This is a genomic window from Desulfovibrio intestinivivus (assembly GCF_053570665.1).
This window is the reverse complement of the sequence record NZ_JBRBQT010000001.1, coordinates 1,125,348-1,151,572: the sequence shown is the minus strand read 5'-3', so window position 1 is coordinate 1,151,572 and position 26,225 is coordinate 1,125,348. Positions and strand designations below refer to the sequence as shown.

Sequence of the window (26,225 nt, the reverse complement as noted above, 5' to 3'; positions counted from 1 at the left end):
AAAGGCGGCCCCTACCCCTGGCCGCCCCATGCGCGCCCCCTCTCGTGTCCCTACCCGAGAGGGGGTTGCGCATTGCTGAGGCAGATTAACGCTTGAAGGTCAGCTTACTCGCAAGCTGGCAACTATTTCGTAGTCTGACTGCTCAAAAAGATGGCGCATGCGCAGCAACGGACATCGCAGTGCGCATGCGCTCCGGCGCAGGGCAGGCCTTACGCCAGTTTGGCGATGCGGCACAGATCGCCAAAACCTTCCGCAAGGGTGGGGTGCGCGTGAATGGTGCTGGCCACATCCTCGACACTTGCCCCCATATGGATTGCCAGCGCCGCCTCGGCTATGAGGTCTGTGGCATGCGGGCCGCAAATATGCGCTCCCAGGATTGCCTGGCTTTCCGCATCAATGACCAGTTTGAACATCCCGGCGATTTCGCCCATGGCGTGCGCCTTGCCCAGTTCACGCACGTGCAGTCGGGCGCAACGCACATTGCGCCCTTTTGCCAGCGCCTGCGCTTCAGAAAGCCCCACGCAGCCTATCTCCGGCGTTGTGAAAATAGCCGAGGGCACAAGGGAATAATCACACGGCGTTGACTGCTGCCCCAGGTTTTCGACCACGCATTCCGCCTCTGCGGCGGCCATATGGGCCAGCATGATTTTTCCCGGGCCAAGAATGTCGCCAATGGCGTATACGCCCGGCACGGACGTTTCAAGAAAGGCATCGGTCTGCACCCAGCCGCGCGCGTCACATGCCACGCCTGCCGTTTCCAGCCCCAGTCCCTCCGTATCCGGCACGCGCCCAACAGTGACAAACACGCTTTCCACCTCAAGCGGAGGCGGCACGGATGAGCGCTCGCCGCTGGCAGCTTCTGTATGCAGGCGCACTCCACCGTCGCCCACTTCGGCCCGGCTGACAGTGACTCCCGTTTCGACCTTGATTCCCGCTTTTTTCAGTTCGCGGTGCAGCAGCTTGCTGATTTCTTCATCAACCGCAGGCAAGGGCAACAGACGGTTCTGCCCTTCAACTACCGTAACCTCAGCGCCAAATGCCCTGAAAATGCAGGCCATCTCGCAGCCTATCACGCCGCCGCCCACAATGCAGATACTTGCGGGAACACGATCCAGATTCAGAACGTCGTCGCTGGTCAGGATGTGGCGCTTGTCTGTGGGCAGGGCGGGGAGTTCCAAAGGCCTTGAGCCAACCGCAAGAATGACGGCATCACCGTCAATCCGCTGTGTGCCTCCATCCTTTGCCGTCACCTGCACTTGCTGCGCGCTGACAAGGCGGCCCCTGCCCCTGGCCACAGCCACATTCAGATGTGCGCAAGATTTTTCCAGCCCCTGAGCCAGCAGCCGGATAACGCGGTTTTTGCGCTCCAGAAGGAGGGCCATATCAATGGCTGCCTGCGATGAGCCCGTAACGGCGAATTCGCTCATGTGCCGGAACTTGTCCAGAATATCTGCGGAACTTTTGAACGTCTTGGTGGGAATGCAGCCGGAATTGAGGCATGTGCCGCCAATGGCTTCGCTTTCCACAAGCGTTACGTCATGCCCGGCGCGGGCCGCTGCAAAGGCCGCCGTATATCCGGCAGGGCCGCTGCCGATGATGGTCAGTTTTTTCATTCGATCATCCTCGCGCATATTTTAAGGCACAGAAAGCTAACTGTTTTGCGGCAGCAACTGGCCGTACTGCGCTGCGCGCAGCAGAGCATGCGAGCCTGCCGGAGCTTCGGGCCGTACGCGCGCGATCCAGCCTTTGCCGTAGCAATCCTGGTTTATCAGGGCAGGGGAATCTTCCAGATCGCCGTTGACCGCAATGACGGTTCCGGTAATCGGCGCAAACAAGGCGCTGACGGTCTTCATGGATTCCAGCGAGCCGAATTCTTTTTCGGCTTCCAGCTGCGCGCCAACGTTGGGCACGTCCGCATAGACAACTTCTTCAAGCTGGCTTTGGGCAAAGTCCGTAATGCCCAGCACCAGTTCATCTCCCTCTTGCCGCACCCAGATGTGCTCCGGGGTGTAAAACAGATCTTCTGGCAAGTTATACTGAGGCATACTGTCTCCTGTACACGGGGCCGGGAAGTTCGCGAACTTCCCGGCCCCATCGATGTGGTGGGGAACTGCCTGTCGCAATGGTAAAAAGCGTCGTCAGTTCCGCTGTTCCGCCTCAACTAGGCCGATGCGGTCGGCAGAGGGTAGGCGTGGTGTTCGCCGTTGACCACAAAGCTGTAGTTGATGCGGCTCGCCACCTTGAGCATATTGGCTACGGAGCAGTATTTGACGGCTCCAAGCTCAAATGCGCGCACAAATTTTTCCAGGGTGACGCCTTCGCCGCTGACTGAGTATTCCACATTGATTTCCGTAAATATCTGCGGAATTTCTTCGCGGCGCACAGCATCGGCAGAGATTTTGAATTCTGTGAAGGGAACACGCATTTTGTTGAGGGCATGGCCCACTTCAATGCCCGTGCAGCCCGCCAGAGAAATAAGCAGCAGCTCCATGGGGCGTACGCCTTCGTTATTGCCGCCATATATGGCAGAGGCATCCATAATCACAGGGCGGTTATCGGAATCCCTTCCTTCAAACAGCATGTTCCCTTTCCATTCAACGTTAATCATAGGCATGGTAAACCCCTTTAAGGTATTATCGCTTTAAATGCATGCTGGCGCGCCTAAGCATCTATGCATGTTCGCCGTGCGGGCATTTGGCAGCGCAAATTTTTGTAACGACCGCTCTAGCGGGCAGATGCTTGTTGACGTTCCGTGCTGACAATGAGGGCAATCCAGACAAGAAGAACAAGCAGAAAAGCCGTCATGCCCCAAAGGCCTGTGGCATAGAGCCACCCGCCAGCCGAAACCAGGCAGACAAGCAAGGCCAGAACTACCAACAGCGCCGCATTGCGCAGCATGGCGGCTCCGCCCTGCGGCGTGATGACGCTCCAGCCGCGTTCAGCCAGAGAAACGACTGTCATGCCAATAATATTGGCGGCCATGGCCACCCACACGGGATGTATCTTGAGATAGAAGCTGTTGACGGCCCAACCGCCCATCCAGTTCCACACAAGGCCAGCGCCGCAACCGGCCACAAGGGCGGTGACAGCGGCACGGGGCGTGGCAACGCCCCAGAACAGGGCTGCGACCATGGGAGCGAAGGTTGCGCCGTTGCGGGCCGTCCAGGCGAAGATATTCCACCACGCGGCCTGTTCAGAACGCAGATAGCCAAACAGAATCATGAGCGCCGTCAGCGCCAGCAGAGATATGCGGGTAAAATGCACAAGCTTGGCGTCTGACGCGTCAGGGAACAGGGCCGAGCCGACATCCCTGCCAAGGCTGGTTGCGCCGGAGAACTGGCACGGAGCGCCCCAGCCAAGGGCGCAGGCCCAGATGCCCAGCGTGAACATGCCAACCATGGGCGCGGGCAGGGTTTCCATAAGATATTTGGGTACAGCCACAAGGCCGCGCGCATTGCCGGGCATGGTGATAGCCGCAGCAACGCCCACAAGAACACCCATGACAATGAAGATGATGTTGAATCCGCCAGCGATCAGCAGGCCCTTGCGCCCTTCGTCCGCTGTTTTGCACGACAGGGCCATCTGGAATGCGGCCTGCGCCAGCAGCACATTGATCAGGAATGTGCCAAACCAGGCCAGAATGGTTTGCAGGCCAACGCTGGTCAGGCTGCCGTACTTGACGTTTGTCTCCAGAAAGGTTGCCAGCGCGCCGTAGCCCGGATTGACGCCAATGGCGTAAATGGCCACCGCAAACATGCCCATGAACACAAAAAAATTCGCAGTCTGGGTCATGGCCACAGACCACATGCCGCCAGCACTCAAAAAGACATACATAAGCGCCGCGGTAATAACGACCGAGGCAAGCATGTCCAGCCCTGTGAGGGCGTTGATGCACGAGGCGAAAGCAAGCGCCGTAGCCACAGACCACATGGGAAACGTGATGGCCGTGATGGTTCCGGCTATGCCCTTTGCCATGCGTCCGTATTTATCGCCAATGAGGCCAGAAATGGTGACCATCATTCTTTTGCGGAACGGCCCGATCAGCACCAGTGCGATGATGAGCACGTGGGTCAGTTCCGCAACGCCGTACCAGATGGCTGAAATACCTGTAAAATATGAAAGTTCGAGGATTGCGATATAGGTTGAGCCTGAAAAGAGGCCTGTAATGCAAAAGGCCACGGTCCATCGGCTGAACTTGCGCCCGCCCACAAAAAAATCTTCGCCCGCCTTGGCCTTTTTCTTGGCTATCTGGCTCATGACAATGAGCAGGAGCGTATACGCGAGTGCAAGGCCGAACATCCAAAAAGCCGAAGATGACATATAAACTCCTCATCATAACGGATGATTTTGCCGCTGTCTGGCGGCGGAACGGCAAGGGTAAAGCCCGTGCGCATGGGCTGTACGGCTGACCGCTGCAGCCTGCTTTTCTCTATCTCAGGCGCGCGCCGACCGGGCCCGTGGCGGCAACTGCGACTGAACGTTCTCGTGACTGTGTTTGTACAGCATCACTTCACCAAAGCCTTTCTATTGTGAGCCTGTCTTAGCAATGTTTGTTCCAAAAAGTTTTATCTTGATTATCAAATAGATATAAAAAAGCCCGCGTATACTTCGCGGGCCTCGCTGCGCACAATGCTCAGCAAATGAAATATATAACAATTTGTTTTAATTGAGTTAATAATTTTGAAGGCAACCCCGGGCCTGTGTCGAAACAATGGTTCAAAATCAAACCATGCGGTTCATTTTTAAACCACAGTCAGAACGTAGCCCTTTCACAGGAAAACGGCACCGGAACTCGTGCTGATAACGTCATACAGCAAAAGGCCACGCCAAGTGGTTCATTCCTGAACCGAAAGGCCGTGCTCCCGCATTTTACGCAACAGCGTGGGATGGGATATGCCCAGCTTGCGCGCGGCGGCGCGGATGCTGCTTGTGGCGGCAAGTCCGCTTTCGATGCACTGGCGTTCAAACATCTTGATCTGGTCACGCATGTTGCCAGCACCGACAGCTGCAGCCCTGCCAGCCGGAGCAATACTCTCCCACACTGATGCACAATGCCCGGCGGAAAAACTGGCAATGGTCAGCCTTTCCACAAAATTCCCCAGTTCGCGCACATTGCCCGGCCAGGGATAGGCCAGGAGCATCTGCTCTTCTTCTGGCCCGATCATGCACCGGGTAGAATATTTTTTGCTGAAACTGGCAAGAAAATGCTGTGCAAGCGGCAGGATGTCTTCCGGCCTTTCACGCAGGGGCGGCACCGCAAGCGGAATCACATTGAGACGATAATACAGGTCTTCACGAAAGGTGTTTTCCCGCACCATTTTAAGCAGATCCCTGTTTGTCATGGCAATGATGCGCACATTGAGGTGGACAGGCTTACGCCCTCCGATGCGATAGATCACACCCTCCTGAAGGGCGCGCAGCAGCTTGACCTGGAGGGACATATCCATTTCGCCCACTTCATCGAGCATGAGGGTTCCCTCGTTGGCGACCTCAAGCATGCCCACGCGGCTGGCATTGGCCCCGGTAAAGCTGCCTTTTTCGTAGCCAAACAGTTCCGCTTCCTGGAGGTGCTGGGGAATGGTGCCGCAATTGATCTGCACAAGCGGCCCGTTACGGCGGCCGCTGTGGCTGTGGATATGCATGGCCAGCACTTCTTTTCCCGTGCCGGTTTCACCAGTGATGAGCACGGTTGAATCCACGCTGCCAAGCCTTTCAGCCTCGCGTAGCAAACGCAGCATGGAGGGATTGCACGCAATGACCTTTTTGCCTTTGTGCGAGGCCTCCTGAAAGGCCGCAAGCCGCCGCCGCGTATTCTCCGCCTCTGTCTGCAGGCGGTTGATTTCCGTCATATCCTGCGCGGAAAGCACGCACCGAAACAGCTTTTCCTTTTCATCAAACAAGGGCGTTATGGTGAGCACCACCTGCTTGCCGTTGTGATCTTCAAGCAGTGAACTGTGCGCCTTGCGGTGGGCCACCGCTTTTTTCAACAGGTCGCCCACGACCTCCATGTCCGGAGAAGCGGGCGCTGCCATATTGTCGCAATCTGGCAGCAAGCTGCGGATTTTGTCGTTACTGAACAGCGGGATTCCTTCGGCATCAAAAATCATGATGCCGTCAGTGGCGCAGTTGATAACCTCGCTCAACTCGCGGTTGTGGATATCCGCATTTCTGAAGGCCACGTATATTTTGTGGATCAGTTCCTTCTTGGTCAAAACGCCCACAAGCCTGTCTTCATGATCCAGCACAAGCATTCTGTCGATGGGCATGCTGCACGCCATACCAAAGGTGTCATCGTTGCGGATGCTGACAAGGTTGGTGTCCATGACCTCGCTGATGGGCGTTTCAAAGGACTTCCCTGCGCGCACGGCCTGTACCATGCGAAAAATGGTGAGAATGCCTTTGACCCTCTTTTCCGCATCCAGAATGGGCACGCAGTTCACGCCGTGCCGTTCGTACACCGGGAGCGCGTCCTTGAGCTTATGGTCAGGGGTCAGGGTTTCCGGGTTGTCGTGCATTACCTGTTCGACAAGCATTTTTTCTTCCGGCAGGGCGGGCATAGGCATCTCAGGGTAAAAAAGTGGACGCTGATCCAGCAGGTATGGGGCTTTACAGATTTTTCAGCAGTAAATTTGCGAGACCCTTTGTGTAGCATACTGAAGGTTTCAGGGCTGGGCAAGAAAGGGGCTGCGGGCTGAAGGAGAGCGCACAAAAATGCCATAACGCAAAAAGGCCCTGACCAGTGCGGTCAGGGCCTTCAGAGCATTTTAAGCGAAAACTGCCTTAACCCCAGGCTTCGGTCACCAGATCATACAACTTGACGGAAAGCACCTTGAGATCGGGCTTGGTGTACTGCACGTCAGCCCCCACAACAGCGCATTTCTTGGCAAGCGGTTCATTGATCATGGAAGAGAAGATGGCCACGGGCAACTTTTTAAGGACTCTTTCATCCTTGATGTGCTTGCACAGGGCCAGACCGTCCATGCCGGGCATTTCAATGTCTGTGATGACGCCGTGAATGAAATCGGAAATGGGGCGATCTTCGGCTTCGCAGCGGTCGCGCAGAACCTTAAGGTAATCCCAGGCTTCCTGCCCGTTGACCTTCTGCGTCACGGTAAAGCGGCCTTCCTTGTTGAGCAGATCGAGCAGCAGGCTGCGGATACTGCTTGAATCGTCCACGTGCAGGATATTGTAAATTTTTTCCCCGCTGTGCCGCATGTCTGAGGAGTCAAAGCGCATGGCCATGGCCGGATGCAGTTCGGCTACAATGGCTTCAAGATCCAGCAAAAAGATCACGCGCTCTTCCAGCCGCACCACGCCCGTTACCGAGCTGCGGCTCACATTCTGCAAAAACTGCCCCGGCGCTTCCACATCCGTCCAGCTCAGCCGATAGATGCGGTTGACCCCCGACACCAGAAAGCCCGTACATACGCCGTTGAATTCGGTGACGATAACCTTGGCGTCTTCGTTTTCAATGGGGCCGCTGCCCAAAAACTGGGCCATATCAATCAGCGGCACCACACGGCCATTGCGGTGCAGAAACGCGCCCAAAAGCGCTTTATGGCGCATTTCCGGCATGGCAGTCACCGGCTGGCGACGGCCAATTTCAACCACCTTGGCCACGTTGAGGCCATAGTGGGCTTCGTAACCGTCCTGGTTGACGAAAAATTCCACAATTTCCAGCTCGTTGGTGCCGGTTTCCAGCAGGATGTTGGTCTGCGCCATGGAAATGCTCTCCGTTGGGCTGAAGCCCGTTAATGTCGGACGGCAGACCTGAACTTGTTTGCTGCCAGCCGGTGAGCGAAGCTTACGCTGACTCTCTTATCGGTTGCCAAGTGCAAATATTTAGCCATGCAGGCCGAAAAGACAGTTTTTTTCACATTTTTCTGTTTCGCACAAAACGGGGAACATATCAAACTGAGTGCATTAGCATTGAAAATACCGTCATAAATTAGGTGCAAAGCCAGCTTGCCAGCAGTTTATACTCCGTGAAACAACCGCGTCGACATGTAGCGTTCGCCCGTGTCGCAGGCAAAGGTAACGATATTCTTGTCCTGCATTTCTGGCCGCGCCGCAAGGTCAAGGGCCGCGCGCACGTTGGAGCCTGTGGATATGCCCGCCATGATGCCGTGCTCCATGAGCAGACGGGCGGTTCTTATGGCTTCCTCGCCGTCCATCTGGATAATCTCGTCCAAAAGCGCGCGGTCAAGGATGGCAGGCACAAAATCAGCCCCAATACCCTGAATGAGGTGAGGCCCTGGTTTGCCGCCCGAGAGCACCGGCGAAGCGGCTGGCTCCACGGCAACGACCCTGAAACCGGGTATGCGCTCCTTGAGATACCGCCCTACGCCAGTGATGGTCGAGCCGGAGCCAACGCCCGCAACCAGCACGTCCATCTTTCCCACGCTGTCCTTGAAAATTTCCGGCCCGGTGGTCTTGTAATGGGCTACCACAGCCTGCGGATTGGTAAACTGGCCGAGTACAAAGGCATCCTGCTCATCGGCAATGCACTTTGCAGCGGCCACAGCCCCGCTCATGCCCTGTTCCGCCGGGGTGAGCACAAGCTCTGCGCCCAGCGCCCGCAAGAGGTTGCGGCGCTCAACGCTCATGGATTCGGGCATGGTCAGTATGCAGCGAAAGCCACGCACCGAGGCAACCAGGGCCATGCCTATGCCCATATTGCCGCTGGTGGCCTCCACCAGCACCCCACCCGGCTCTACACGCCCCTCTTCCAGAGCTTCGCCAACAAGGTGAAAAGCCACGCGATCCTTGATGGAACCGCCGGGATTGCGATTTTCAAGCTTCAGCCAGACAGTGCCGGGCAGATCGCGTGAAAGATCAAGCCGCAGCATGGGGGTGTTGCCAATGGTTTGTAAAATGCTGGTTAACATGAAAACATAAGCCTCACAGTAAAAAATACCAGGAAATCCGGCTCTATGGCAGATATTCGCTTTACAATGGGAGAGTTTTGCTTAACTCTTTACATATAACCATAGAAGAATCCGTGCACATTGGCAATTTTCGGTCTGGCCGCTCCAATAGCCCCTTCAGGGAGGATACCATGAAGATTCTGCAAGTAACCACTGTGTTCATAGCCCTTGTTATTGCCCTTTCCGGCGGGCTTGCCCACGCCAAGGCCGACACCGTGGCGCTGTATACCGAAGCCGTCATGACAGGCGACGTCCCGGCCCTTGAAACCCTGCTGGCCCCCAACTACTGGCATATTAATGCCAACGGGCACATTGAGGACAAGGAACACTTCATCAACACCATCAAGAGCAAGGAACTGGTCATTGACCGCCTTACCTTCACAAATGCCCGCACTGCCTTGATCAGCGACGCCAAGCTCATCACCGGCACAGGCTACCTCAAGGCCAAGGCCACGCCTGCGCTGCCCGAGGGCCTCATGCGCATTACCGTGGTGGTCATCACCAACAAGGGGCGCGAACAGGTTGTGCTGTTCCAGGCCACTCCTGTGATCGCCTCCGAAGACTGCAACGACGGCAACTGCAAGATCCAGTAAGGTTAAAAACCGATCGGCCCGATGGGGGCCATCAGGCCGGGGCATGTGCACCCGGCCTTTTTTGTATGAAGAAAACCCCCCGCTAGGCGGGGGGTTCCGTAAAGCTTAAAGCTTTAAGCATGTCAGCAAAACTCCTTTTGATTTGTTACAACGACTTGCGGTCTGGCAACTGCAAACGAAACAAATCAAAAGGAGGTCACAATGGGTGACGCAAAAAGTTTAGCTCACACAAAGTGGAACTGTAAATATCACATCGTCTTTGCTCCCAAATATCGCAGACAAGTATTCTATGGTGAGAAAAGGCGAGCGGTAGGGGATATTTTGCGTAAGCTGTGTGAGTGGAAAGATGTAAAAATACTAGAAGCAGAATGTTGCCCTGACCATATCCACATGTTGCTTGAGATACCTCCGAAAATAAGCGTATCTAGTTTTATGGGGTACTTAAAAGGTAAAAGTAGTTTGATGCTCTATGAGCAATTCGGCGATCTCAAATTTAAATACCGCAGCCGTGAGTTTTGGTGCCGTGGCTTTTATGTAGATACAGTAGGCAAAAACACGGCTAAGATTCAAGATTACATAAAGAAACAGCTGGATCGGGATAAACTCGGTGATCAGCTGAGTCTCCCGTATCCAGGAAGCCCGTTTACGGGCCGCAAGTAACAGAAATGCAAATGTCAGATCGTGCATGCGCCTGCTAGGGCGCAGCTGGTAAGAGAGCCTTACAGGCGCATATGAAAAACCCCCGGCTATGCCGGGGGATATTTATTGTGCGGAAGAATCCTGGGCAGAAGAATAAAAAGCCGCCCCTGTTAGCAGGAGCGGCTTTTAAACGTAACCCGGGGTATGGCGGGGCCGGATTTCGCGTGGTGGGAAAGATCGGAGGCGGAAAGTAATCATTGTGAGCGTTTCAGGCATGCAAGCAAAAACAGCAGACAGAGCAAACAATGCTTGGTCATATTCCGCGGGGGCTCTCAAATCAAAGACCCCCCGCAAAACATCTCAATATTCAGATGCCTAGGCTGGCGAAACTTCAAAGTTGGCAGCCACCTTCACCCTGTCGCCCACAATGGCTGCCGGGATGTTGGGGCCAATACCAAAGTCGCTGCGATTCACCTCGCCAGTGATGCTGAAAGACTGCGTTTCCTTGCTGTTGATGGGGTTGGTGATACGGTCGCTGGCTGTGATGTTGAACGTCACTTCTCTCGAGGTGCCGCGCATTTCGAGCAGGCCTGTTATGGTTCCGGTATGATCCGGCCCAAGGCGCACAGATGTGCTCTGGAAGGTAACTTCGGGGTGCTGCGCCACATCAAAAAAATCCGGCGAGCGCAAGTGCTCGTCCCGCGCATGCACATGCGTGTCAATGCTCACAGCCTTGGCCGTCATGGTAAAGACTGCGTCAGAAAGATCATCGTTGCCGGTTTCAAGGTCAATGCCAACGTCTGCAAACCTGCCGTTAATGTCGGTAATCATGAGATGCCGCACCACAAAACCAAGGTGCGAATGGTCGGGATCGTTCTTCCAGGTAGCCATAACAACCTCCCGCTTAGTGCAGGTTGCGCTCAAATCTATATTGCTGTTTTTATCGGCAACGCCTGCCGGAAAAACATACGTTCAAGCTATGGTTTTTAGTTAAGGCTCTACGCTGCCGAGTCAAGTTGTTCCAGATGATTTATCAAAAAAAATTGCGCCGCTGCCCGCCCTTGTTCGTGATATGCGGGCAGTGCAGGGAGTTCTGCGGCAGACCCAAAGCTTGCCGCAGAACTCCCTGCCAACAGCAAAAACTGTTGCAGCCTAAAACACGCCCGGCAAGCCATGATCCCGCAAAGCCGCATCACAGGAACCCAGATGGTAGGTGGTGTGCGAGGCCAGCATGGCAATCATGGCCGCATAGGTGAGATCCCGGCCAATTTTTTTGCTCACGCGCTCCTGCACCCTGGTCAGGTCGGCATTGGAAAGCGCCGCCAGCCGTGCGTCCACTGCGGCCTTTACGGATTTACCATAAGCCTGCATGGCTTCTTTGCTCACAACATCCTTGCCCTGCTCCTTGAGCATCAGCACGCCAATACCGGCAGGCGCGGGCAAAAAAGTTTCGTCGTCACTTTCAAGAATAAAGAAGTTCAGCACGGCAATGGCGTGGGCCACCTGCTGCCACACGGGCCAGCCGCCGTTGGTTTCGGCCCAGATGTTTTCGGGGCAGATGTCCATATACTGGGCCAGCAGGGCCCAAGAGCGCTGATAGGGTTCTTCAAGGGCGGCAACAATTTCTCTGGACATGGCTTTTCCTCTTCTTTCAGGTTTGGCGCACAGCTTGCCTGTGCGTAAAAGGCCGCTCAAACACAAAACCGCCGCAGCGCCGCAATTGCGGGCATACGGCGGTTCCATGCGACAGCGGTGCAGGCAAAGCCTGCCGCGCCATTTATTCGAAGCGGCTTGCCCCGGTGATCAGCACCATGTCGGTGGGCACATTTTCATGAAAGCCCACGGTCTTGGTCTTAACCTTGGCAATTTTGTCCACATTCTCCATGCCTTCGGTCACTTTGCCGAAAACGCAGTAACCCCAGCCGTCAGGGGTGGGGGAGCTGTGGTTGAGAAAATCGTTGTCCACCAGATTGATGAAGAACTGGGCGGTGGCGCTGTGGGGATCGCGGGTGCGGGCCATGGCCAGGGTGCCGCGCTCGTTCTTGAGGCCGTTGTCGGCTTCGTTGGTCACAGGCTCGCGGGTAGACTTTTCGTCCATGCGCGCGCCGAGGCCGCCGCCCTGGATCATGAAGCCGGGGATAACGCGATGAAAAATGGTGTTGGCATAAAAGCCGTCATCCACATATTTCAAAAAATTGGCAACGGTTTGGGGGGCCTTGTCGGCATAAAGCTCCACAAGAATGTCGCCGGAGGAAGTCTCCAGCAAAACCGTAGGATTGTCGGACATGGGTGCTCCTTGAATGGTTATTCTGCACAGCGGGCGTTCGCCCCGCCATTGGCGCGAATATAGGGTATGGAAGCGCGGATGACAATGCCCGTTTCCCGGTATAGGCTTCGCAGCATGAACCGCAAGACTTCCAAGCCCCAACCGGCAACACTGCCGGGCATGCCGGAACAGGCCGCTGCCAGCACGCATCTGCCGCCCCAGGATCACCTTGGCGAACTGCAAAACGCCCTGCTCAACTGGTTTGCCGCAAACCAGCGCCGCCTGCCGTGGCGGATCAACTACACGCCCTACGAAGTGTGGATTTCAGAGGTCATGCTCCAGCAAACCCAGATGGAGCGGGGCGTCAGCTATTTCAACCGCTGGATGCAGCGCTTCCCCGACATAGCCCGCCTCGCCGCCGCCAGCGAGGAAGACGTGCTGCGCCAATGGGAAGGCCTTGGCTACTATTCGCGCGCCAGACACATCCTGACCGCCGCCCGCAAAATCATGGCGGAACACGGCGGCGTTTTTCCCTCAGAGCTTGAAGCCATCCGTGGTTTGCCCGGCGTTGGCCCCTACACGGCAGGCGCGGTGGCAAGCATTGCCTTTGGTGAAAAACTGCCGTGCGTGGACGCCAATGTGGAACGCGTCATTGCGCGCATTTTTGATGTGGACAGCCCTGTCAAGCAGAACCCGGCAGCGGGGATCATCCACCGCTGGGCCTTGCGGCTGGTGCCTGAGGGCAAATCGCGCGAGCACAATCAGGCCATGATGGAGCTTGGGGCGCTTGTTTGCGGCAAAAAACCGCGCTGCGCAGAATGCCCGCTGGCCCAATTCTGCATCAGCCTGCATCTGGGGATCACAGACCAGCGCCCGGTGCCCGGAAAGCGAGCCACCATCAAGCCCGTCAACGCCGTGACCGGGGTTTTACGCTGCGGCAACAAGTTTTTTGTACAAAAACGCCCGCCTTCGGGCGTGTGGGGCAATCTGTGGGAATTTCCCGGCGGCCGGGTTGAGCAGGATGAGAGTCCCGAACAGGCCACCGTGCGGGAATTTATGGAAGAAACGGGCTTTGCCGTGCGAGTGGCGGCGCAGTATGGCATTATCCGGCACGGATACACCACCTACCGCCTGACGCTGCACTGCTTTGGCCTTGAGTTTGACAGTGCGGCTGCACCGGTTGACCCGCCACAACCGCCGCTACTTTCTGCCGCCACCGAGGCCCGCTGGGTCACACCACAAGAGCTGGACACTCTGGCAATGCCCGCTGCACACCGCAAGCTGGCAGACAAGCTTTTTTCTATTGGAAAAGACAGCGCTGCTGCCGCAAATACGGCTGCGTCCCGTCAGGCAGACCTACCCCTGAAAAAACCATAGCAGACCGCTGAAGGTATTCTCTCCAAGAAACAGGGGCGGGCCATACGGCCCGCCCTTTGCGCTATTAGTCGGCAATGACCGAAAGTACGGACTTTTTGGGGTTCTGTTTGCAGACCTTCATAATCTGGGTCAGGTTGTTTTCCACAGCGTTGACATCCAGAGTCGTGTCGCCGGTTTTGGCGCTGGCGTAACCATCAAGCCAGAAGTAGAACATGGTCATGGTCTGGGCGTCCAACTGCACAAACGCACTGCAAGGCAGCTTGCCGAAATCTATCTTGTCGCTCTTTGCCGAGGCAGTCATGGGCAAGGCAAGCATGGCCGCCAGCACGATTGCAAAACATACTTTTTTCATCTTGCACTTCCAGTGTTACAGGTTTCAGGACGTACAACAGGTAGCATAAAGAGCATATTGAAGCATGATAAAATCCATTGCTGCAATGTCTTAAATCTGGACAAAAAGATGAATTATCCATTTTATCCAATAATATTCAAGCTATGCATAGACAATAATACGCCAGAGCAGCATCCTGTTTAACCAGACACCACATAAGGCATATACCCACATTGCCCTCAATGCTACGCACGGTATAAAAAACACTCCCTTATTTTTTATATTTTGTCGACATACTGCCAATAATTCAGATACACCCACAAACATAATAAAAATTGAGTGCTCTCGCAGTATAAAAATGCAATTTATAATATACGCAAACAACTCATACGTGATAATTTATAATTCACGCAGAGCAGCCATGTACATTGCCGCATAAATATAAAATATTCAGCATTACAAAAGCCTTGCCCCGCCTGTTTTACTTCTCCATTCCAGCTGCCGCCGGGCAAATGCTTAAATGTTGATCATATTTTCAACTCACTTGTACCCATCAATAAGAAAACGCGGCTGCAAAGCCGCGTTTTCTTAGCTCGTTCCCAAAAGGAAAAAAGTGCGTTTACACCTATTTGCCGGATGCCCCCGCCGCCATCTTTTTGCGCTCCATAACCTTGGCTACGGCCTCGGCCAGCCCGCCGAGCGAGGTTTCTTTGTAGCGGGACTGCAAATCAAGCCCGGTGCGGTACATGACCTCAATGATATCATCCAGTGAGATCACCCGCTGCCGCCCGTCTTCCAGCCGCGACAACTGGGCGCAGTTGACCGCGCGTTCCGCGGCCACGCCATTGCGCTCGATGCAGGGAATCTGCACCAGCCCCCCCACAGGATCGCAGGTAAGGCCGAGGTTGTGTTCCATGCCGATCTCCGCCGCCACTTCCACCTGTTTGACGTTGCCGCCCGTAACCGCACAGTACGCGCCAGCAGCCATGGAGCAGGCCACGCCAACTTCGCCCTGGCAGCCCACCTCCGCGCCGGAAATGGACGCATTGAGCTTGTAAAACAGGCCAATGGCCCCGGCAGTGAGTAAAAAATCACGCGCGCCGTCATCCGTCACGTGGGGGTAAAAATTCAGATAATACAGCAGCACAGCCGGCACAATGCCCGCCGCGCCATTGGTGGGCGCGGTCACAATGCGACCGCCGGAGGCGTTTTCTTCCGCCACGGCAAAGGCATAGAGCATGGGCCACAGGCTGAGGTCGCGCCGCCCGGCTGCTTGCAGGGCGCTGACCTTGCGCAGCAGGTTGGGCGCGCGGCGGCGCACATTGTACCCGCCCGGCAGCACGCCGTCCGTATAACAGCCGCGCTCCACGGCCTCGCGCATGACGTCTGTGATGGCCGTTACGCGCTCGTTGACCTCGCTTTCAGACCGCCAGAATACTTCGTTGGCCATAACGATCTGCGCGATGGTCTTGTTTTCGCGGGCGCAGATGTCAAAGAGCTCTGAAGCTTTTTCGTACGGATAGGGGGGCGTGGCGTACAGTTCGCGCGGGCTGTCAAAATCATCGTCTGTGCGGATAAACCCGCCGCCGATGGAATAGAAATTTTTGGAGTATATCAGCGCTCCGTCGGCGCTGAAGGCCGAAAGCGTCATCGCATTGGAATGTTTGGGTAAAAATATGCCCTTGTGCTGACATACATCGCGCTCAAAATTAAAAGGGATGGTGTAGGCGCACATGAGCACCAGATCGGCATTGTTTTGCAGATCTGCGGTGCGGCGGGCCATATGGACAATGTCCACCTCTTGTGGTTCCTCCCCCTCAAGCCCCGCCAGCACGGCCCCAATGGTGCCGTGCCCCTCGCCGGTAAGCGCCAGCGAACCGTAAAGCTCCACCTTTACCCGGCCTACCAGAGGCAGCATGCCCAAAACGGCAAGCTCGCCCGCAAAGGCCTTGCCCGCAATCATGGGCCCAATGGTATGGGAACTGGACGGCCCAATGCCGATCTTGAACAGATCAAAAACGCTGAGCATGACGCTCCTCCCGCAAACCGCATGTCAAGGCGCAATGCCTTTGCCGCAACATATCCCGTAAAGGTCGCAAGACACAAGCGCTTAGCGAAAACTGCCCTACTTTCTGAGGGCAGCAGGGCTTGCCCCGCGCAGTGCAGCAGCCTTGTCCGCCACGCGCTGCATAAATTCCAGCAGATTTTCCTTTTCCTGCGCGCTGAGCACACTGGTCACGGCATCGTCCCATGTTGCAATAACTTCCATTATCTGGGGATACAGCTCCCGCGCCCGCTCGGTGGGAAAAACCGCCGCCGTCCGCTTGTCCACAGGATTAACCTGCCGCCGGATAAGCCCTTTCTTTTCAAGCTGGGCCAGAGTGCGGGCAACATTGCTTTTGTTCACGCAGATACGTTCGGGCAGTTTGTCCTGAGTGATGCCAGGGTCGCGGCACAGGTTGAGAATGAACAGATACTGGCTGCTGTTGATGCCAAAAGGCGCAAGCGCCCGGTTGAGGTACATGTAGTAATGCCGGTTTGCCAGCGTGATCCATTTGTAGACAAGTTCCATGACATATTCCTGTGGCTGGTTGTCAGCAGACTCTGCAAGCCGACTCCCAATGGATTGCGGCAGGCAAGGCCGCAAAAAAAGGCTACGCTTGAGGGGCTTGCCTTGACAAGTGCGCGGCCAGGGGGCCATAAATCGTTGCGTGCGCAACGAACTGCCTTGAACCCTGTTATGGAGGTCAGGCCATGCCCAGGAAACACCTTCACGGCCCAGCGGCCCAGCAGACAGAAGCAGGTTTCATTGAGACCTTTGCCGCCATTTGCCGGGGCAACTTTTTGGTTGTCACCTGCATCAACATGTTGTTGATGACGGACTACTATCTCATCTTTGTCACCGGCACGGCCCATGTGCAAAAAACCTTTGGCACCAGTCTGAGCACAGCAGGGCTGACCTCGGGCATCATGGTCATCGGCTGCCTTGTGGGACGATTCCTTTCAGGCAACCAGCTCTCCACATTTGGTGGTAAACCCTGCCTGCTTGCGGGCCTGCTGCTGTTTACCGCAAGCATTGGCGGCCTGTTTCTGGTGGATTCTCTGCCCATGCTTTTTGTGCAGCGCTTTGCGGCCGGATTTGGCATAGGCGTAGCCGGAACCGCCACAGGAGCCATTGTGGCCTATGTGGTTCCTGTACGGTTTCATGGTCTGGGTATAGGTCTTTTTACCATGAGTGCCGCACTGGCGCTGGCCCTCGGGCCATTTTTGGGCATCTTCCTTTCCCTCAGGTACGGATACCACACCCTCATGCTGCTCAATGCGGGCATCAGCTTGCTGTGTCTGGGAATTTTCTGCTTTTTGCGCAACCTGCCGCCCATGCGCCAGCCCGCGCGCCCGGTCTTGAGCCTGTACAGCTATATTGACCCGCGAGTGGTGCGCTTTTCTCTGGTGGCTCTTGCCGTATGCCCGAGCTATGGCTGCATACAGGCATTCTTGCCTTCCTTTGCGGCGGAGCACGGACTCACGAGCACAGCCAGCATTTTTTTTCTGTGTTACGCCGGGGCGGCCTTGCTCACGCGGCCCCAAAGCGGCCGCCTGTTTGACCGGCACGGCGAACACGTGATTTTGTACCCTGCCCTGCTGCTCACGGCTCTGGCCCTGTTTGTGCTTTCGCGCGCAGAAAGCGCTGCCGTGCTGCTGGGCGCGGGCCTGCTGCTGGGCGTGGGCTTTGCCAACTTTCAATCTGTGGGGCAGGCGGTATCCCTCTCGCTGGTTTCACGCTCGCGCTATGCGCAGGCAACCACAACATTCTACATCTTCTTTGACCTTGGCATCGGCCTTGGGCCATACATATTCGGCCATCTTATTCCTTCACTGGACTACAGCGGCATGTATCTGACCCTGAGCATCGTGGTTCTGGCTTCAGTTGGCATATACCGCATTGTTCACGGTGGATGGGCGCGCTGAACCGGGGGCATGGCGCAGGGGTGCGCAAGCTGCGGGCTTGCCTCTTTTTTCCTCCGGTTGTAGGCTGATGGATAAAGATATTTCCCAAGCTACGAGGAATACATGGCAAACAAAAAGCCCCCAAAAAAGTCCGCAGATACTCCCACGGCAGCGCAGCCTTCCGCGCCCGCCGACAGCACATCCACCCGGGAAACCGCCCCTCAGGCTGAACAGCCCCACGGCATCAGCAAGGTCAGCAAGGGAGTGTTTTTTGTAGGCATCGCCGTTGCCCTTGTGCTGGGCGTCTATGTGGGCAGCCTTGTGCCGTCAATATTCACGCAGGAACCCGCGCAACAAACGCCCGCAGGCCAGACGCAGGCGGCCTCGCAGGCTCCGGGGCAGCCTTCCGCTCAGCCTTCCGGCCAGGCCAAGCAGGACAACCAGCCTCCCATTCCGCCCGAGCTGGCAGCCAAAATCGCCTCCATGGAACAAAATGTCCTTGCCAACCCCAAGGACGCGAACAACTGGACAGACCTTGGCAATCTTTATTTTGACACCGGTCAGTCGCGCAAGGCAGCCAGCGCCTACGAGCGTTCGCTGGCTCTTGCCCCTGACAATGCCGATGTGCTGACCGACCTTGGCATCATGTACCGCGAGCTTGGCGAATACGACAAGGCCGTGACGAGCTTCCGCCGCGCCTCCAGCGTCAATCCCCGGCATGAAAACGCCATGTTCAACGAGGGCGTGGTGCTTTACTTCGACCTCAAGCGCAAGGACGACGCCATGAAGGCATGGCAGCGCCTGCTTGCAGCCAACCCCGCTGCGCGCGCTCCTGACGGGCAGTCCGTTTCTGACGTAATCAGAAACCTGCGCTAGGCACAGCTGCGGCCAAAAGCCGTCCCAGCACGACAAACCGCCCCCTGCATCGGATTTGGAGGCGCATTCGCGCCTGAAGGGGGAATGACCATAGATAGATCGGTGATCATACAGGCGGAACGACCATGACTCTCACTCCCTCCGGCATTTCGCGTGCGTTGCTGCGCGCCTGCGCCCTTTTTTTGTGCATAGCCTGCGCAGGTATTGGAGCGCCGTCCACGGCGCACAGCGGCATGATTCCGCCCGTGTTGCGTTCAGCAAGCACGCCGCTGCTACCCGACCTGCAATACTTTATTGACGTGACGGGAACCATGGATGTGGAGGAGGCTGCCGCCCCTTCCAACAGCCAGATGTTCAAACCCCTCAACGTCAAGGAACTGCCGCGAGTCACCGGAGTGATGTGGCTGCGCTTTACCCTGGCCCCTCTGCCCGCAGGGGGGCGCTCGCAGGCCATGCTGCTGGACATGGGGCCGGATGTTCCGGCTGACCCTGTTCTGTACGAACCTGCCGCCAACCCAACGACAGACAGCGTTGAATGGCGCGAGATTCTCCCGAGCCACCGCAATGTGATGCTGCTGCCCGAGCCGGGGGCCGACCCGATCGCCTGCTATATTCGCCTGGACGGCCTGCCGGGCATCTGGTTTTCCCCCATGCTGCGCAGCCCGCAGGACGCCGCCTCCAACTGGGGCAGCCTTGCAGGCACTGCCGCCCTGCTGGCTCTTGCCGTGGTCATGCTGCTGTGCCTTTTGCGCGGGCTCTCCGAAAGGGGCCAGTGGCGCATCTGGACAGCGCTTTACGTGGGCGTTGCTCTTGCGCAGGGCATAGTTGGCATGCCTGCCTACGGCTCCGGCAGCATAACCCTGAATCAAGCCCTGGCGGTGCTTGCGCCTGGTCTGGCGCTCATGCTCCTGCCCCACGTGGGCCGTCATCTTATGCGTACGAGGGGCCGCTCCCCCCTGCTGGACGCCCAGTTTATATTGCTTTCCCTGCCGGGAGCGGCACTGGCCCTGCTGCCGCTCCTCCCCGGTTTTAGCTGGAGCATCCGTTTTCTTTCCCTCTGGCCTGCCTGCACGGCGATCTTTACCCTGAGCGCCCTTGGCGGGGCCCTCATGGGCCTTGGCGGCTCACGGCGTTTTCTTTTGGGCTGTCTTGTGCCGCCCCTGTTTGTGGCTGCGGGCGTCATGGGGCTTGATTACGGCTACGCCGCAAATCTGCTGGCTTCTGCTCCGCTTTGGGGCACGGCCCTGAGCGCCCTGCTCATTGCCGGAACAGGCATGCCGCGTGATGCTGCCCAAACCGAAGAAGCCAACAAGGCCACAAAGCGCGAATCCGCAGCGGCGAGCAAACGTAACGCTGCCGCGCTGGATGCAGCGCTGATCAGTTCCAGCCTTGGCGCCGGGCCAAACGATGGCCCCATCAGTCTTGATACCCCGCTGGACGACCCCAATCTGCGTCTCTTGCCTCCCTCTGCCGTCACAGGCAAAACCGCCGCTGACTTTTCCGCCCTGCCGGTGGATATTTCTGACAATTCCGATCTGGAACCAGTTGCAGCGCCTGCCAGAAACCAGAAAAAATCCGCCTCCGCCGTTGACCCCGGCATATGGGAAAATCTGCTGCGCCCGCCGCTGGATCGCCTCATGCGCGAAGGCGCGGCTCTCGGACATTGCTCTCTGCCACCTGCGGTGCGCCAGTATGCTGAGAACATGCTTGGCGCGGCTGGCGATCTTGCCAGAATTATTGACAATCCCGGCAAAGAGCTGGATCAGACCAGCGTTGGCGAACAGCGCGCAGCTTTCAACCTGCAACACCTTGTACGCGAGGCGCACGATGCCGTGACCACCGCCGCCGAGAACTCGGGTATTGGCCTTGCGTGGTACATGCCCCCGCTGTTGGGGCACATGTATGAGGGGCAGGCCCGCGCCCTGCGCGAAACCCTCGGGCTGCTGCTTGAAAGCGCCGTACGCGCCACCAAAAGAGGTGCAGTGCACCTTTCTGTGCGGCGTGTGCCCGAAACCGCCGATCCGGGGCATCTGCTGTTTACTGTGACCGACACCGGGGCGGGCATTCCGCCGCGCGACAGATCATCACTGGCGCTCACCCGCGCATGGGAACTGGCCGGTTCCAACAGCGGTTACCTCAATGTGGAATGCGGCCCACAGGGAACATCCATTGCCTTTACCCTGCGCCTGAAGCCGCTGGAGAACGAAACCGGAACAGAAGCCGCGCCGGAACCACAGCGCGCGCCCACCATTACAGTGGTGGCCGAAAGCGCCGTTGACCGTCAGGCGTTGGCCCACATGATAACCACCCTTGGCTGCAACAACACCCAGGCCCGCAGCATACGCGAAGCGCTGGAATGCAACCGCGAAGCTCCCGCACTCATGCTGGTGGCTCAGGACCCCCACGACGGCCCCGCAGAGGCGGACGCTCTGGGGCGCTTTGAGGCCGAAGCCCTCAAGGCCGGGCTGCCCGCATTCAAGGCCCTTGCCGTCACCAAGGACAATACCCGCTGGGATGAGCTGGCAGACACGGGATACACCCACGCACTGCTCGAACCTGTGGACGCGGAAGCCTTTGCCGCTACCCTGCGGGAAGTGCTGGACGAAGCAGGATTTACAGACCATGGACCGGCTGTGTCAGCAGTATCGGCCCCTGTCCCTGCGGCAGAAGAAGATATTCCCCTGCCCGCTCACGAGGAAAATTCGCCCGAGTCCGAGAGCCTGCCTGCCGATGCTGCACCCAACGTACAGGCACAGGAGCAGAACCAGCTGCCCGATCTCTTCGGCCACGACGCCTCCTTGCAGGATGCCCTGCCCGACACGGGCGCATCCGTGGATTCTCAGCCGCTGACAATGCCGCTACCGCATGATGGGTTGCTGTCTTCCCCGCAATCGCTGAATTTTGGCACCGCCGACCAGTCTGGCATGCTGCTGCCCATGATGGAAGATTCCCCGCAGGCAGAAGACGCGCCCATTGAACTGACGGATCTTTTGCCCCCCGAGGACTCTGCACAGGATGCCGGACAGGCGCTTGTCGCCATGCCGGACACTCCAGAAATTTCCCTGGAGGAACCTGCCGCCGCTGTTCCCGCTCCTGTCGACGTTGCCCCTGCGGGTGCTGCCCCGGTAGAAGAGCAACCTGCGCCTCAGCAGCCTGAACCGCTGGATATTTTGCCGGATGCGGCCCAGTCAGAGCCTCTGAGCATGCAGGACGATGCAGAGCATCAGCCCGAAGCGCAGCCGGAAATTATTACGGAGATTTTGCCCGAGCCATCGGCAGAAGAGCCGCAGAAAGCTGACGCTGTTACCCCGCAGCAGGAAGCCTCGCAGGCGGCGAGCAACACTGACGCTGAATTTATGGCCTCGGCTGGCCTTGAAGGCCCGCTGTGGGCGGCAGAAGCCCCTGCTGCCCCGCAGGCGAACGAGCTGGAGCCTGAACCCGCACGGGAACCCGATGCGGAGGGCGCGTCAGCACAGCAAGCGGACCCCGCCCCTGCACCAGTGGAACAGGCGGAACTCGTCACAGATACGCCCGCAGCCACAGCTGTTCTGGAAGCAACGGAGCAAATGTCTGCCCCGGCGGACAAAGCGCCTGCTCCCATTGAAACGCTTGACTGGCCCGAGCCGGAACAGCATTCCGCCCCAACCCCTGCGACCAAGGAAACAGTTACTCCGGCGGAATTTCTTGAGGCTTCCCTGCCTTCGGATCCAGTTTTGCCCACAGAGCCAGACGAACAGCCCATTGCCAAAAGCGCCGACACTCTCAAGGCCATGACAGGTCGGGCCGGCGAAGCCACGCTTTCACCTGTCAACACACAGGGTTTTGATGTTCCCGCGCCTGCTGGCAAGGGCGCATGGGATACCTACAGCCTTCAGGATGAATGGGTGGGAGAACCCATGCCCATTGGCACCCCCATCAAAACAGCCAGCCCTGCGGCGCAGTCTGCGGTCCAATCTGCGCCACAGTCTGCGTCAGGTTTTGTGCAAGGCATGCCACAGACATCCGCACGGGATGCCCTGTCTGCCGCTCGCCCGCCTGCTGCGCCCGCCAGAGAAGAAAAAAGCTATGTCAGCCCCAGCCTCGCGCACCCTGGGGAATGGGTGGGCGAACCCATGCCCATGACCAAGCCCGCCAGGCAGGATGATGCCTCCGGTGCGGTCAACCAGGACTCCAAGCAGGATTCCGGGCATTCCGCTGATGAAAGACGTTCCCGCCAGGTTGAAATGCCGCGCACCGCAACAGGGCGACTCATTCTCAAACTGCTGGGCAGCGCTGGCGACCGCCCCCTTGGGGCAGACAACGAGCCACTGCCCGGCGGCAAGCCAGATCTCATGGCGGATCTGGCGGCCATGCCCCGGCAGGACACTATGCAGGCCGAGTCCCCAGCACTTGCTGGCACGTCCGGCGCAGAGTCGCCTGCCGGAGTTTCTGCCAACGTTGCGGAACCCCAGCGTACCGCCGCGCACCTCAAGGGCAAGGCAACTGGCAATTCCATCATGAATTTCATTGCAGGCGCGGCAGAGGCGCTGCGCCATAATGGGCATGACAACGCCCAGCATGCGCCTCAAGTCGTTCACTCCGGTGAAACACCGCCTGCACAAACCCCTGAGGCAGAGAGCTATAGTACGGCCCCTGCGGAGCAAAAAACCGTGGAGCCACAACCTGCCGCATTTGTGCCGCAGGCTCCTGTGCAACCCACCGCCCCGCGTGAAACGGACCAAACTATTCCGCAGCTTGTGGCACGGCTTGATGCCGCCATGGACGATGCCCAACAGGGCTTCAAAAACCGCCGCTGCGCGGTGGTGGGTGATGCTGCCAACCGCATTGCCTCGGAATCCGATGCCTTTGGCTTCCGCGTGCTGGCCCGTATGGCCCGCTGTGTGGAACGCGCCGCCAAGGCCAATGACATGAACGCACTGCGCGACCTGCTGCCCGAGCTGGCCGTGGCAGTTGAACGCAACCGCATCGGCCTGACCCCGCGCCGCTAAGCGGCCGCTGTCATCAGGCGCAACCAGCATTGTGATAACCTTTGACCCAAGGGAAGCCATGTATAAGACTATTCTGATCCCTGTGAGCGGAAAAAACGGCCTCAGCCGAGCCAAATCTGCCCTGAGTCACGCCAAAAAACTTGCCAGCGACGCTATTGTCCTCCTGCACATTTTTGAACCACTGCCCCAGATTGTCGGTGGCGAAGCCCACGCCGAACTTCTGGCGGAGCAGAAAGCCAAGGGACAGACCCTGCTGAACACTGTGGTGGCGGAAATGGAAAAGCCCGCCGGGTCTGTGCGCTGCCGCATAGAAGAAGGCACCACGGCTGAAACCATCATTCGCGTGGCTCATGAGGAAAATGCAGACCTTATCATCATGTTCACTGACGGGCGCGACGGGCTGCAAGACATGCTGCTCGGCTCCATAACAGAACGTGTGCTGCGCAATACCGATACGCCGCTGCTGGCCATACGCCGCTAAGTACCGCGCCATCAGTTCTGGGTGTGGCGACGCAAAAATGTTTGTGAAGGCTGACTGTCACCTAGCCCGTCTTATACGCAGACATCCCTCGCCGCCCGGCCTTTAACCGCGCGCACCCACTGCTGACGCGCTCTCACTGTGGGAAAACAATGCTGCTATTTTTTGAAACACTGGGCCTCCTGGTCGCCCACATACTTTCGTGGGTTGCCGTCTGCCATGCCCTGCTGACCAAACACGACCCCCGCGCGGCCCTGGGCTGGACTGTCACGGCACTGTTTCTGCCTGTCGTAGGCCCCATTCTGTATGCCTGTTTTGGCATCAGCAGAGCAGAAAGCAGGGCCAGCCGCATCATGCGGCGGCAACAGCCTCTGGAGCCGGATTATGCCCATCCGCCCCTTTCCAAGGTTCCACCGGAAAATATCCCTGACAGCATAGCCCGCATGGAACACATCGGGCGTGTACTCACCGAGCAGCACCTGAGCACCGGCAATACCGTCACCCCTTTGCGCAACGGCGATCAGGCATACCCGGCCATGCTTGCTGCCATAGACAATGCCAAGGATCACGTTTTTCTCTGCACCTATATTTTCAACGCAGGCCAGGTTGCAACGGCCTTTGGCGAGGCCCTGGCCCGTGCTGCGGAGCGCGGCGTGGACGCCCGCCTGCTGGTGGACGGCATCGGCATGCTCTATTCCCTGCGCAAGCCGTGGAAAAAGCTTGCCAAACGCGGGGTGCGCGTGGCTCTGTTCATGCCGCCGCGCCTGTTTCCGCCCAATTTCAGCATCAACCTGCGCAACCACCGCAAAATGCTGGTGTGCGACACCGTGGCGTTTACCGGAGGTATGAACATAGCGGACGACAACATCGCCGCAGGCAAGACCAGGTATGTGCAGGACATGCACTTTCAGTGCGAAGGCCCAATTGTGGATCAGTTGCGCCGCGCATTTTTGCTCAACTGGGGTTTCTGCACCAATAACTACACCCCCCTGCCGCCAACCACCACCCTGCCGCGCGGCGAAAGCCGCTGCCGCATCATCATGGACGGCCCCGGCTCCGAGGCGGATATCCTCAACGACATCTACTGCGCCGTCATCAATGCGGCCCGGCGCTCCGTGCGCATCATGACGCCCTACTTTCTGCCCTCGCACGGGCTGGTTTCCGCACTGCGCTCCGCAGGGCAGCGCGGTGTGGACGTGCGCGTTGTGCTGCCTGAAAAAAACAATCTCTTCTACGTGCACTGGGCGCAGTACCGCCTGCTGCCCACCCTGCTGGAAGCAGGCGTGCGCGTATGGTACCAGCAGCCCCCCTTTGCCCACACCAAGCTGCTGGCCGTGGACGGCTACTATTCACAGATAGGTTCGGCCAATCTCGACGCCCGCAGCCTGCGCCTGAACTTTGAGCTGAACATGGAAGTGTTCAACCCGGACGTGCACGACCAGATCACCGCCCACATAGACCGGGCCATCATCACGGGACGCGAAATCACCAGGGATTACCTTGCAGCCCTGCCCCTGCCCGTAAAGCTGCGCAATGCCGCCTGCTGGATATTTTCGCCATATCTGTAATCACCCCACGCAAAAAGCCCTCAAGGAGTCTCCCAGCCCACATTACGGGCTAAAAAACACCTTGAGGGCCTGAGCATGCATCCCTGAACCAAACTAGGGGCTGTTTCTCAATAAAAGACTTTGCCCCGAGGACAAGGAAAACAGTGTTTTTTACGACAGGAGTGGACGCTTTCTGTCCATGACTGGAGTAAAAAATGCTGGATGGCGCAGTGATCGGCCAAAAGAATTATTGAG

Annotated in this window: 21 protein-coding genes; 8 read left to right on the top strand and 13 right to left on the bottom strand. The window is 57.6% G+C overall.

Translation table 11 applies throughout. The features are described from left to right. Nucleotides 1–209: 209 nt before the first annotated feature. From lpdA to cysK, 7 genes are all read right to left on the bottom strand, one after another. Entirely contained in the window at nt 210–1,613 is a 1,404-nt protein-coding gene (lpdA, locus tag ACUZ9P_RS04845; RefSeq protein ID WP_449248851.1) for a dihydrolipoyl dehydrogenase, read from the bottom strand. A gap of 36 nt (nt 1,614–1,649) precedes the next feature. Next, on the bottom strand, nt 1,650–2,045 hold the full coding sequence (gene gcvH / locus ACUZ9P_RS04840) for a glycine cleavage system protein GcvH (RefSeq protein ID WP_449248850.1): 396 nt from the start codon (nt 2,043–2,045) through the stop codon (nt 1,650–1,652). 116 nt (nt 2,046–2,161) lie between these two features. Then, nucleotides 2,162–2,614: an OsmC family protein gene (locus ACUZ9P_RS04835; protein WP_449248849.1), complete on the bottom strand. Its 453-nt coding sequence runs from the start codon at nt 2,612–2,614 to the stop codon at nt 2,162–2,164. Between the two features lie 110 nt (nt 2,615–2,724). Beyond that, nucleotides 2,725–4,320 carry a sodium:solute symporter family protein gene (locus ACUZ9P_RS04830; protein WP_449248848.1) on the bottom strand — a complete coding sequence of 532 codons (1,596 nt, stop codon included), beginning with the start codon at nt 4,318–4,320 and terminating at the stop codon, nt 2,725–2,727. A 515-nt stretch (nt 4,321–4,835) separates the two neighbouring features. Beyond that, nucleotides 4,836–6,557, bottom strand: a complete 1,722-nt coding sequence (locus tag ACUZ9P_RS04825) for a sigma 54-interacting transcriptional regulator (RefSeq protein ID WP_449248847.1) — start codon at nt 6,555–6,557, stop codon at nt 4,836–4,838. A 223-nt stretch (nt 6,558–6,780) separates the two neighbouring features. Beyond that, nucleotides 6,781–7,722: a chemotaxis protein gene (locus ACUZ9P_RS04820; protein WP_298997855.1), complete on the bottom strand. Its 942-nt coding sequence runs from the start codon at nt 7,720–7,722 to the stop codon at nt 6,781–6,783. Between the two features lie 254 nt (nt 7,723–7,976). Continuing rightward, complete coding sequence (cysK, locus tag ACUZ9P_RS04815; protein ID WP_449248846.1) at nt 7,977–8,888, bottom strand: cysteine synthase A; 912 nt, start codon at nt 8,886–8,888, stop codon at nt 7,977–7,979. A 170-nt stretch (nt 8,889–9,058) separates the two neighbouring features. Between cysK and ACUZ9P_RS04810 the strand changes: the two genes are divergently transcribed. Next, nucleotides 9,059–9,520, top strand: a complete 462-nt coding sequence (locus ACUZ9P_RS04810; protein ID WP_449248845.1) for a nuclear transport factor 2 family protein — start codon at nt 9,059–9,061, stop codon at nt 9,518–9,520. Between the two features lie 201 nt (nt 9,521–9,721). Then, nucleotides 9,722–10,180, top strand: a complete 459-nt coding sequence (gene tnpA / locus ACUZ9P_RS04805) for an IS200/IS605 family transposase (RefSeq protein WP_179979204.1) — start codon at nt 9,722–9,724, stop codon at nt 10,178–10,180. 354 nt (nt 10,181–10,534) lie between these two features. Here tnpA and ACUZ9P_RS04800 read toward each other — a convergent pair whose 3' ends face one another. The 3 genes from ACUZ9P_RS04800 to ACUZ9P_RS04790 all read right to left on the bottom strand — a co-directional run bounded on the left by ACUZ9P_RS04800 (nt 10,535) and on the right by ACUZ9P_RS04790 (nt 12,446). Beyond that, nucleotides 10,535–11,050, bottom strand: a complete 516-nt coding sequence (locus ACUZ9P_RS04800) for a YceI family protein (RefSeq protein WP_449248844.1) — start codon at nt 11,048–11,050, stop codon at nt 10,535–10,537. Between the two features lie 261 nt (nt 11,051–11,311). After that, on the bottom strand, nt 11,312–11,794 hold the full coding sequence (locus ACUZ9P_RS04795; protein WP_209818383.1) for a DinB family protein: 483 nt from the start codon (nt 11,792–11,794) through the stop codon (nt 11,312–11,314). 142 nt (nt 11,795–11,936) lie between these two features. Further along, nucleotides 11,937–12,446 (bottom strand): peptidylprolyl isomerase, encoded by a 510-nt coding sequence (locus ACUZ9P_RS04790; protein ID WP_022659070.1) that lies wholly within the window; start codon nt 12,444–12,446, stop codon nt 11,937–11,939. A gap of 114 nt (nt 12,447–12,560) precedes the next feature. Here ACUZ9P_RS04790 and mutY point away from each other — a divergent pair, with 114 nt between their 5' ends. Continuing rightward, nucleotides 12,561–13,802, top strand: a complete 1,242-nt coding sequence (gene mutY, locus ACUZ9P_RS04785) for an A/G-specific adenine glycosylase (protein ID WP_449248843.1) — start codon at nt 12,561–12,563, stop codon at nt 13,800–13,802. A 64-nt stretch (nt 13,803–13,866) separates the two neighbouring features. Here the strand turns inward: mutY and ACUZ9P_RS04780 are convergent, their stop codons facing one another. The 3 genes from ACUZ9P_RS04780 to ACUZ9P_RS04770 form a co-directional block, all read right to left on the bottom strand. Beyond that, complete coding sequence (locus ACUZ9P_RS04780) at nt 13,867–14,154, bottom strand: HdeA/HdeB family chaperone (protein ID WP_324837434.1); 288 nt, start codon at nt 14,152–14,154, stop codon at nt 13,867–13,869. Nucleotides 14,155–14,758: 604 nt separating this feature from the next. Then, on the bottom strand, nt 14,759–16,162 hold the full coding sequence (locus ACUZ9P_RS04775) for an L-serine ammonia-lyase (protein ID WP_449248842.1): 1,404 nt from the start codon (nt 16,160–16,162) through the stop codon (nt 14,759–14,761). A gap of 96 nt (nt 16,163–16,258) precedes the next feature. Continuing rightward, complete coding sequence (locus ACUZ9P_RS04770) at nt 16,259–16,705, bottom strand: MarR family winged helix-turn-helix transcriptional regulator (RefSeq protein ID WP_298997838.1); 447 nt, start codon at nt 16,703–16,705, stop codon at nt 16,259–16,261. 182 nt (nt 16,706–16,887) lie between these two features. Between ACUZ9P_RS04770 and ACUZ9P_RS04765 the strand changes: the two genes are divergently transcribed. The 5 genes from ACUZ9P_RS04765 to ACUZ9P_RS04745 all read left to right on the top strand — a co-directional run bounded on the left by ACUZ9P_RS04765 (nt 16,888) and on the right by ACUZ9P_RS04745 (nt 25,991). Continuing rightward, nucleotides 16,888–18,102 (top strand): MFS transporter, encoded by a 1,215-nt coding sequence (locus ACUZ9P_RS04765; RefSeq protein ID WP_449248841.1) that lies wholly within the window; start codon nt 16,888–16,890, stop codon nt 18,100–18,102. Nucleotides 18,103–18,204: 102 nt separating this feature from the next. Further along, the gene (locus ACUZ9P_RS04760) at nt 18,205–18,957 is read left to right on the top strand and encodes a tetratricopeptide repeat protein (protein WP_449248840.1); all 753 of its coding nucleotides are present in this window, start codon (nt 18,205–18,207) and stop codon (nt 18,955–18,957) included. A 125-nt stretch (nt 18,958–19,082) separates the two neighbouring features. Continuing rightward, entirely contained in the window at nt 19,083–23,945 is a 4,863-nt protein-coding gene (locus tag ACUZ9P_RS04755) for a response regulator (RefSeq protein ID WP_449248839.1), read from the top strand. Nucleotides 23,946–24,003: 58 nt separating this feature from the next. Continuing rightward, on the top strand, nt 24,004–24,426 hold the full coding sequence (locus ACUZ9P_RS04750) for a universal stress protein (protein ID WP_449248838.1): 423 nt from the start codon (nt 24,004–24,006) through the stop codon (nt 24,424–24,426). A 149-nt stretch (nt 24,427–24,575) separates the two neighbouring features. Next, nucleotides 24,576–25,991: a phospholipase D-like domain-containing protein gene (locus ACUZ9P_RS04745; RefSeq protein ID WP_449248837.1), complete on the top strand. Its 1,416-nt coding sequence runs from the start codon at nt 24,576–24,578 to the stop codon at nt 25,989–25,991. The last annotated feature ends 234 nt before the right edge of the window (nt 25,992–26,225 follow it).

Excerpts from the sequence above, each read along its gene's own strand:
- lpdA (WP_449248851.1), bottom strand. The coding sequence starts at position 1,613 with ATGAAAAAACTGACCATCATCGGCAGCGGCCCTGCCGGATATACGGCG.
- gcvH (WP_449248850.1), bottom strand. The coding sequence starts at position 2,045 with ATGCCTCAGTATAACTTGCCAGAAGATCTGTTTTACACCCCGGAGCAC.
- ACUZ9P_RS04835 (WP_449248849.1), bottom strand. The coding sequence starts at position 2,614 with ATGCCTATGATTAACGTTGAATGGAAAGGGAACATGCTGTTTGAAGGA.
- ACUZ9P_RS04830 (WP_449248848.1), bottom strand. The coding sequence starts at position 4,320 with ATGTCATCTTCGGCTTTTTGGATGTTCGGCCTTGCACTCGCGTATACG.
- ACUZ9P_RS04825 (WP_449248847.1), bottom strand. The coding sequence starts at position 6,557 with ATGCCCGCCCTGCCGGAAGAAAAAATGCTTGTCGAACAGGTAATGCAC.
- ACUZ9P_RS04820 (WP_298997855.1), bottom strand. The coding sequence starts at position 7,722 with ATGGCGCAGACCAACATCCTGCTGGAAACCGGCACCAACGAGCTGGAA.
- cysK (WP_449248846.1), bottom strand. The coding sequence starts at position 8,888 with ATGTTAACCAGCATTTTACAAACCATTGGCAACACCCCCATGCTGCGG.
- ACUZ9P_RS04810 (WP_449248845.1), top strand. The coding sequence starts at position 9,059 with ATGAAGATTCTGCAAGTAACCACTGTGTTCATAGCCCTTGTTATTGCC.
- tnpA (WP_179979204.1), top strand. The coding sequence starts at position 9,722 with ATGGGTGACGCAAAAAGTTTAGCTCACACAAAGTGGAACTGTAAATAT.
- ACUZ9P_RS04800 (WP_449248844.1), bottom strand. The coding sequence starts at position 11,050 with ATGGCTACCTGGAAGAACGATCCCGACCATTCGCACCTTGGTTTTGTG.
- ACUZ9P_RS04795 (WP_209818383.1), bottom strand. The coding sequence starts at position 11,794 with ATGTCCAGAGAAATTGTTGCCGCCCTTGAAGAACCCTATCAGCGCTCT.
- ACUZ9P_RS04790 (WP_022659070.1), bottom strand. The coding sequence starts at position 12,446 with ATGTCCGACAATCCTACGGTTTTGCTGGAGACTTCCTCCGGCGACATT.
- mutY (WP_449248843.1), top strand. The coding sequence starts at position 12,561 with ATGAACCGCAAGACTTCCAAGCCCCAACCGGCAACACTGCCGGGCATG.
- ACUZ9P_RS04780 (WP_324837434.1), bottom strand. The coding sequence starts at position 14,154 with ATGAAAAAAGTATGTTTTGCAATCGTGCTGGCGGCCATGCTTGCCTTG.
- ACUZ9P_RS04775 (WP_449248842.1), bottom strand. The coding sequence starts at position 16,162 with ATGCTCAGCGTTTTTGATCTGTTCAAGATCGGCATTGGGCCGTCCAGT.
- ACUZ9P_RS04770 (WP_298997838.1), bottom strand. The coding sequence starts at position 16,705 with ATGGAACTTGTCTACAAATGGATCACGCTGGCAAACCGGCATTACTAC.
- ACUZ9P_RS04765 (WP_449248841.1), top strand. The coding sequence starts at position 16,888 with ATGCCCAGGAAACACCTTCACGGCCCAGCGGCCCAGCAGACAGAAGCA.
- ACUZ9P_RS04760 (WP_449248840.1), top strand. The coding sequence starts at position 18,205 with ATGGCAAACAAAAAGCCCCCAAAAAAGTCCGCAGATACTCCCACGGCA.
- ACUZ9P_RS04755 (WP_449248839.1), top strand. The coding sequence starts at position 19,083 with ATGACTCTCACTCCCTCCGGCATTTCGCGTGCGTTGCTGCGCGCCTGC.
- ACUZ9P_RS04750 (WP_449248838.1), top strand. The coding sequence starts at position 24,004 with ATGTATAAGACTATTCTGATCCCTGTGAGCGGAAAAAACGGCCTCAGC.
- ACUZ9P_RS04745 (WP_449248837.1), top strand. The coding sequence starts at position 24,576 with ATGCTGCTATTTTTTGAAACACTGGGCCTCCTGGTCGCCCACATACTT.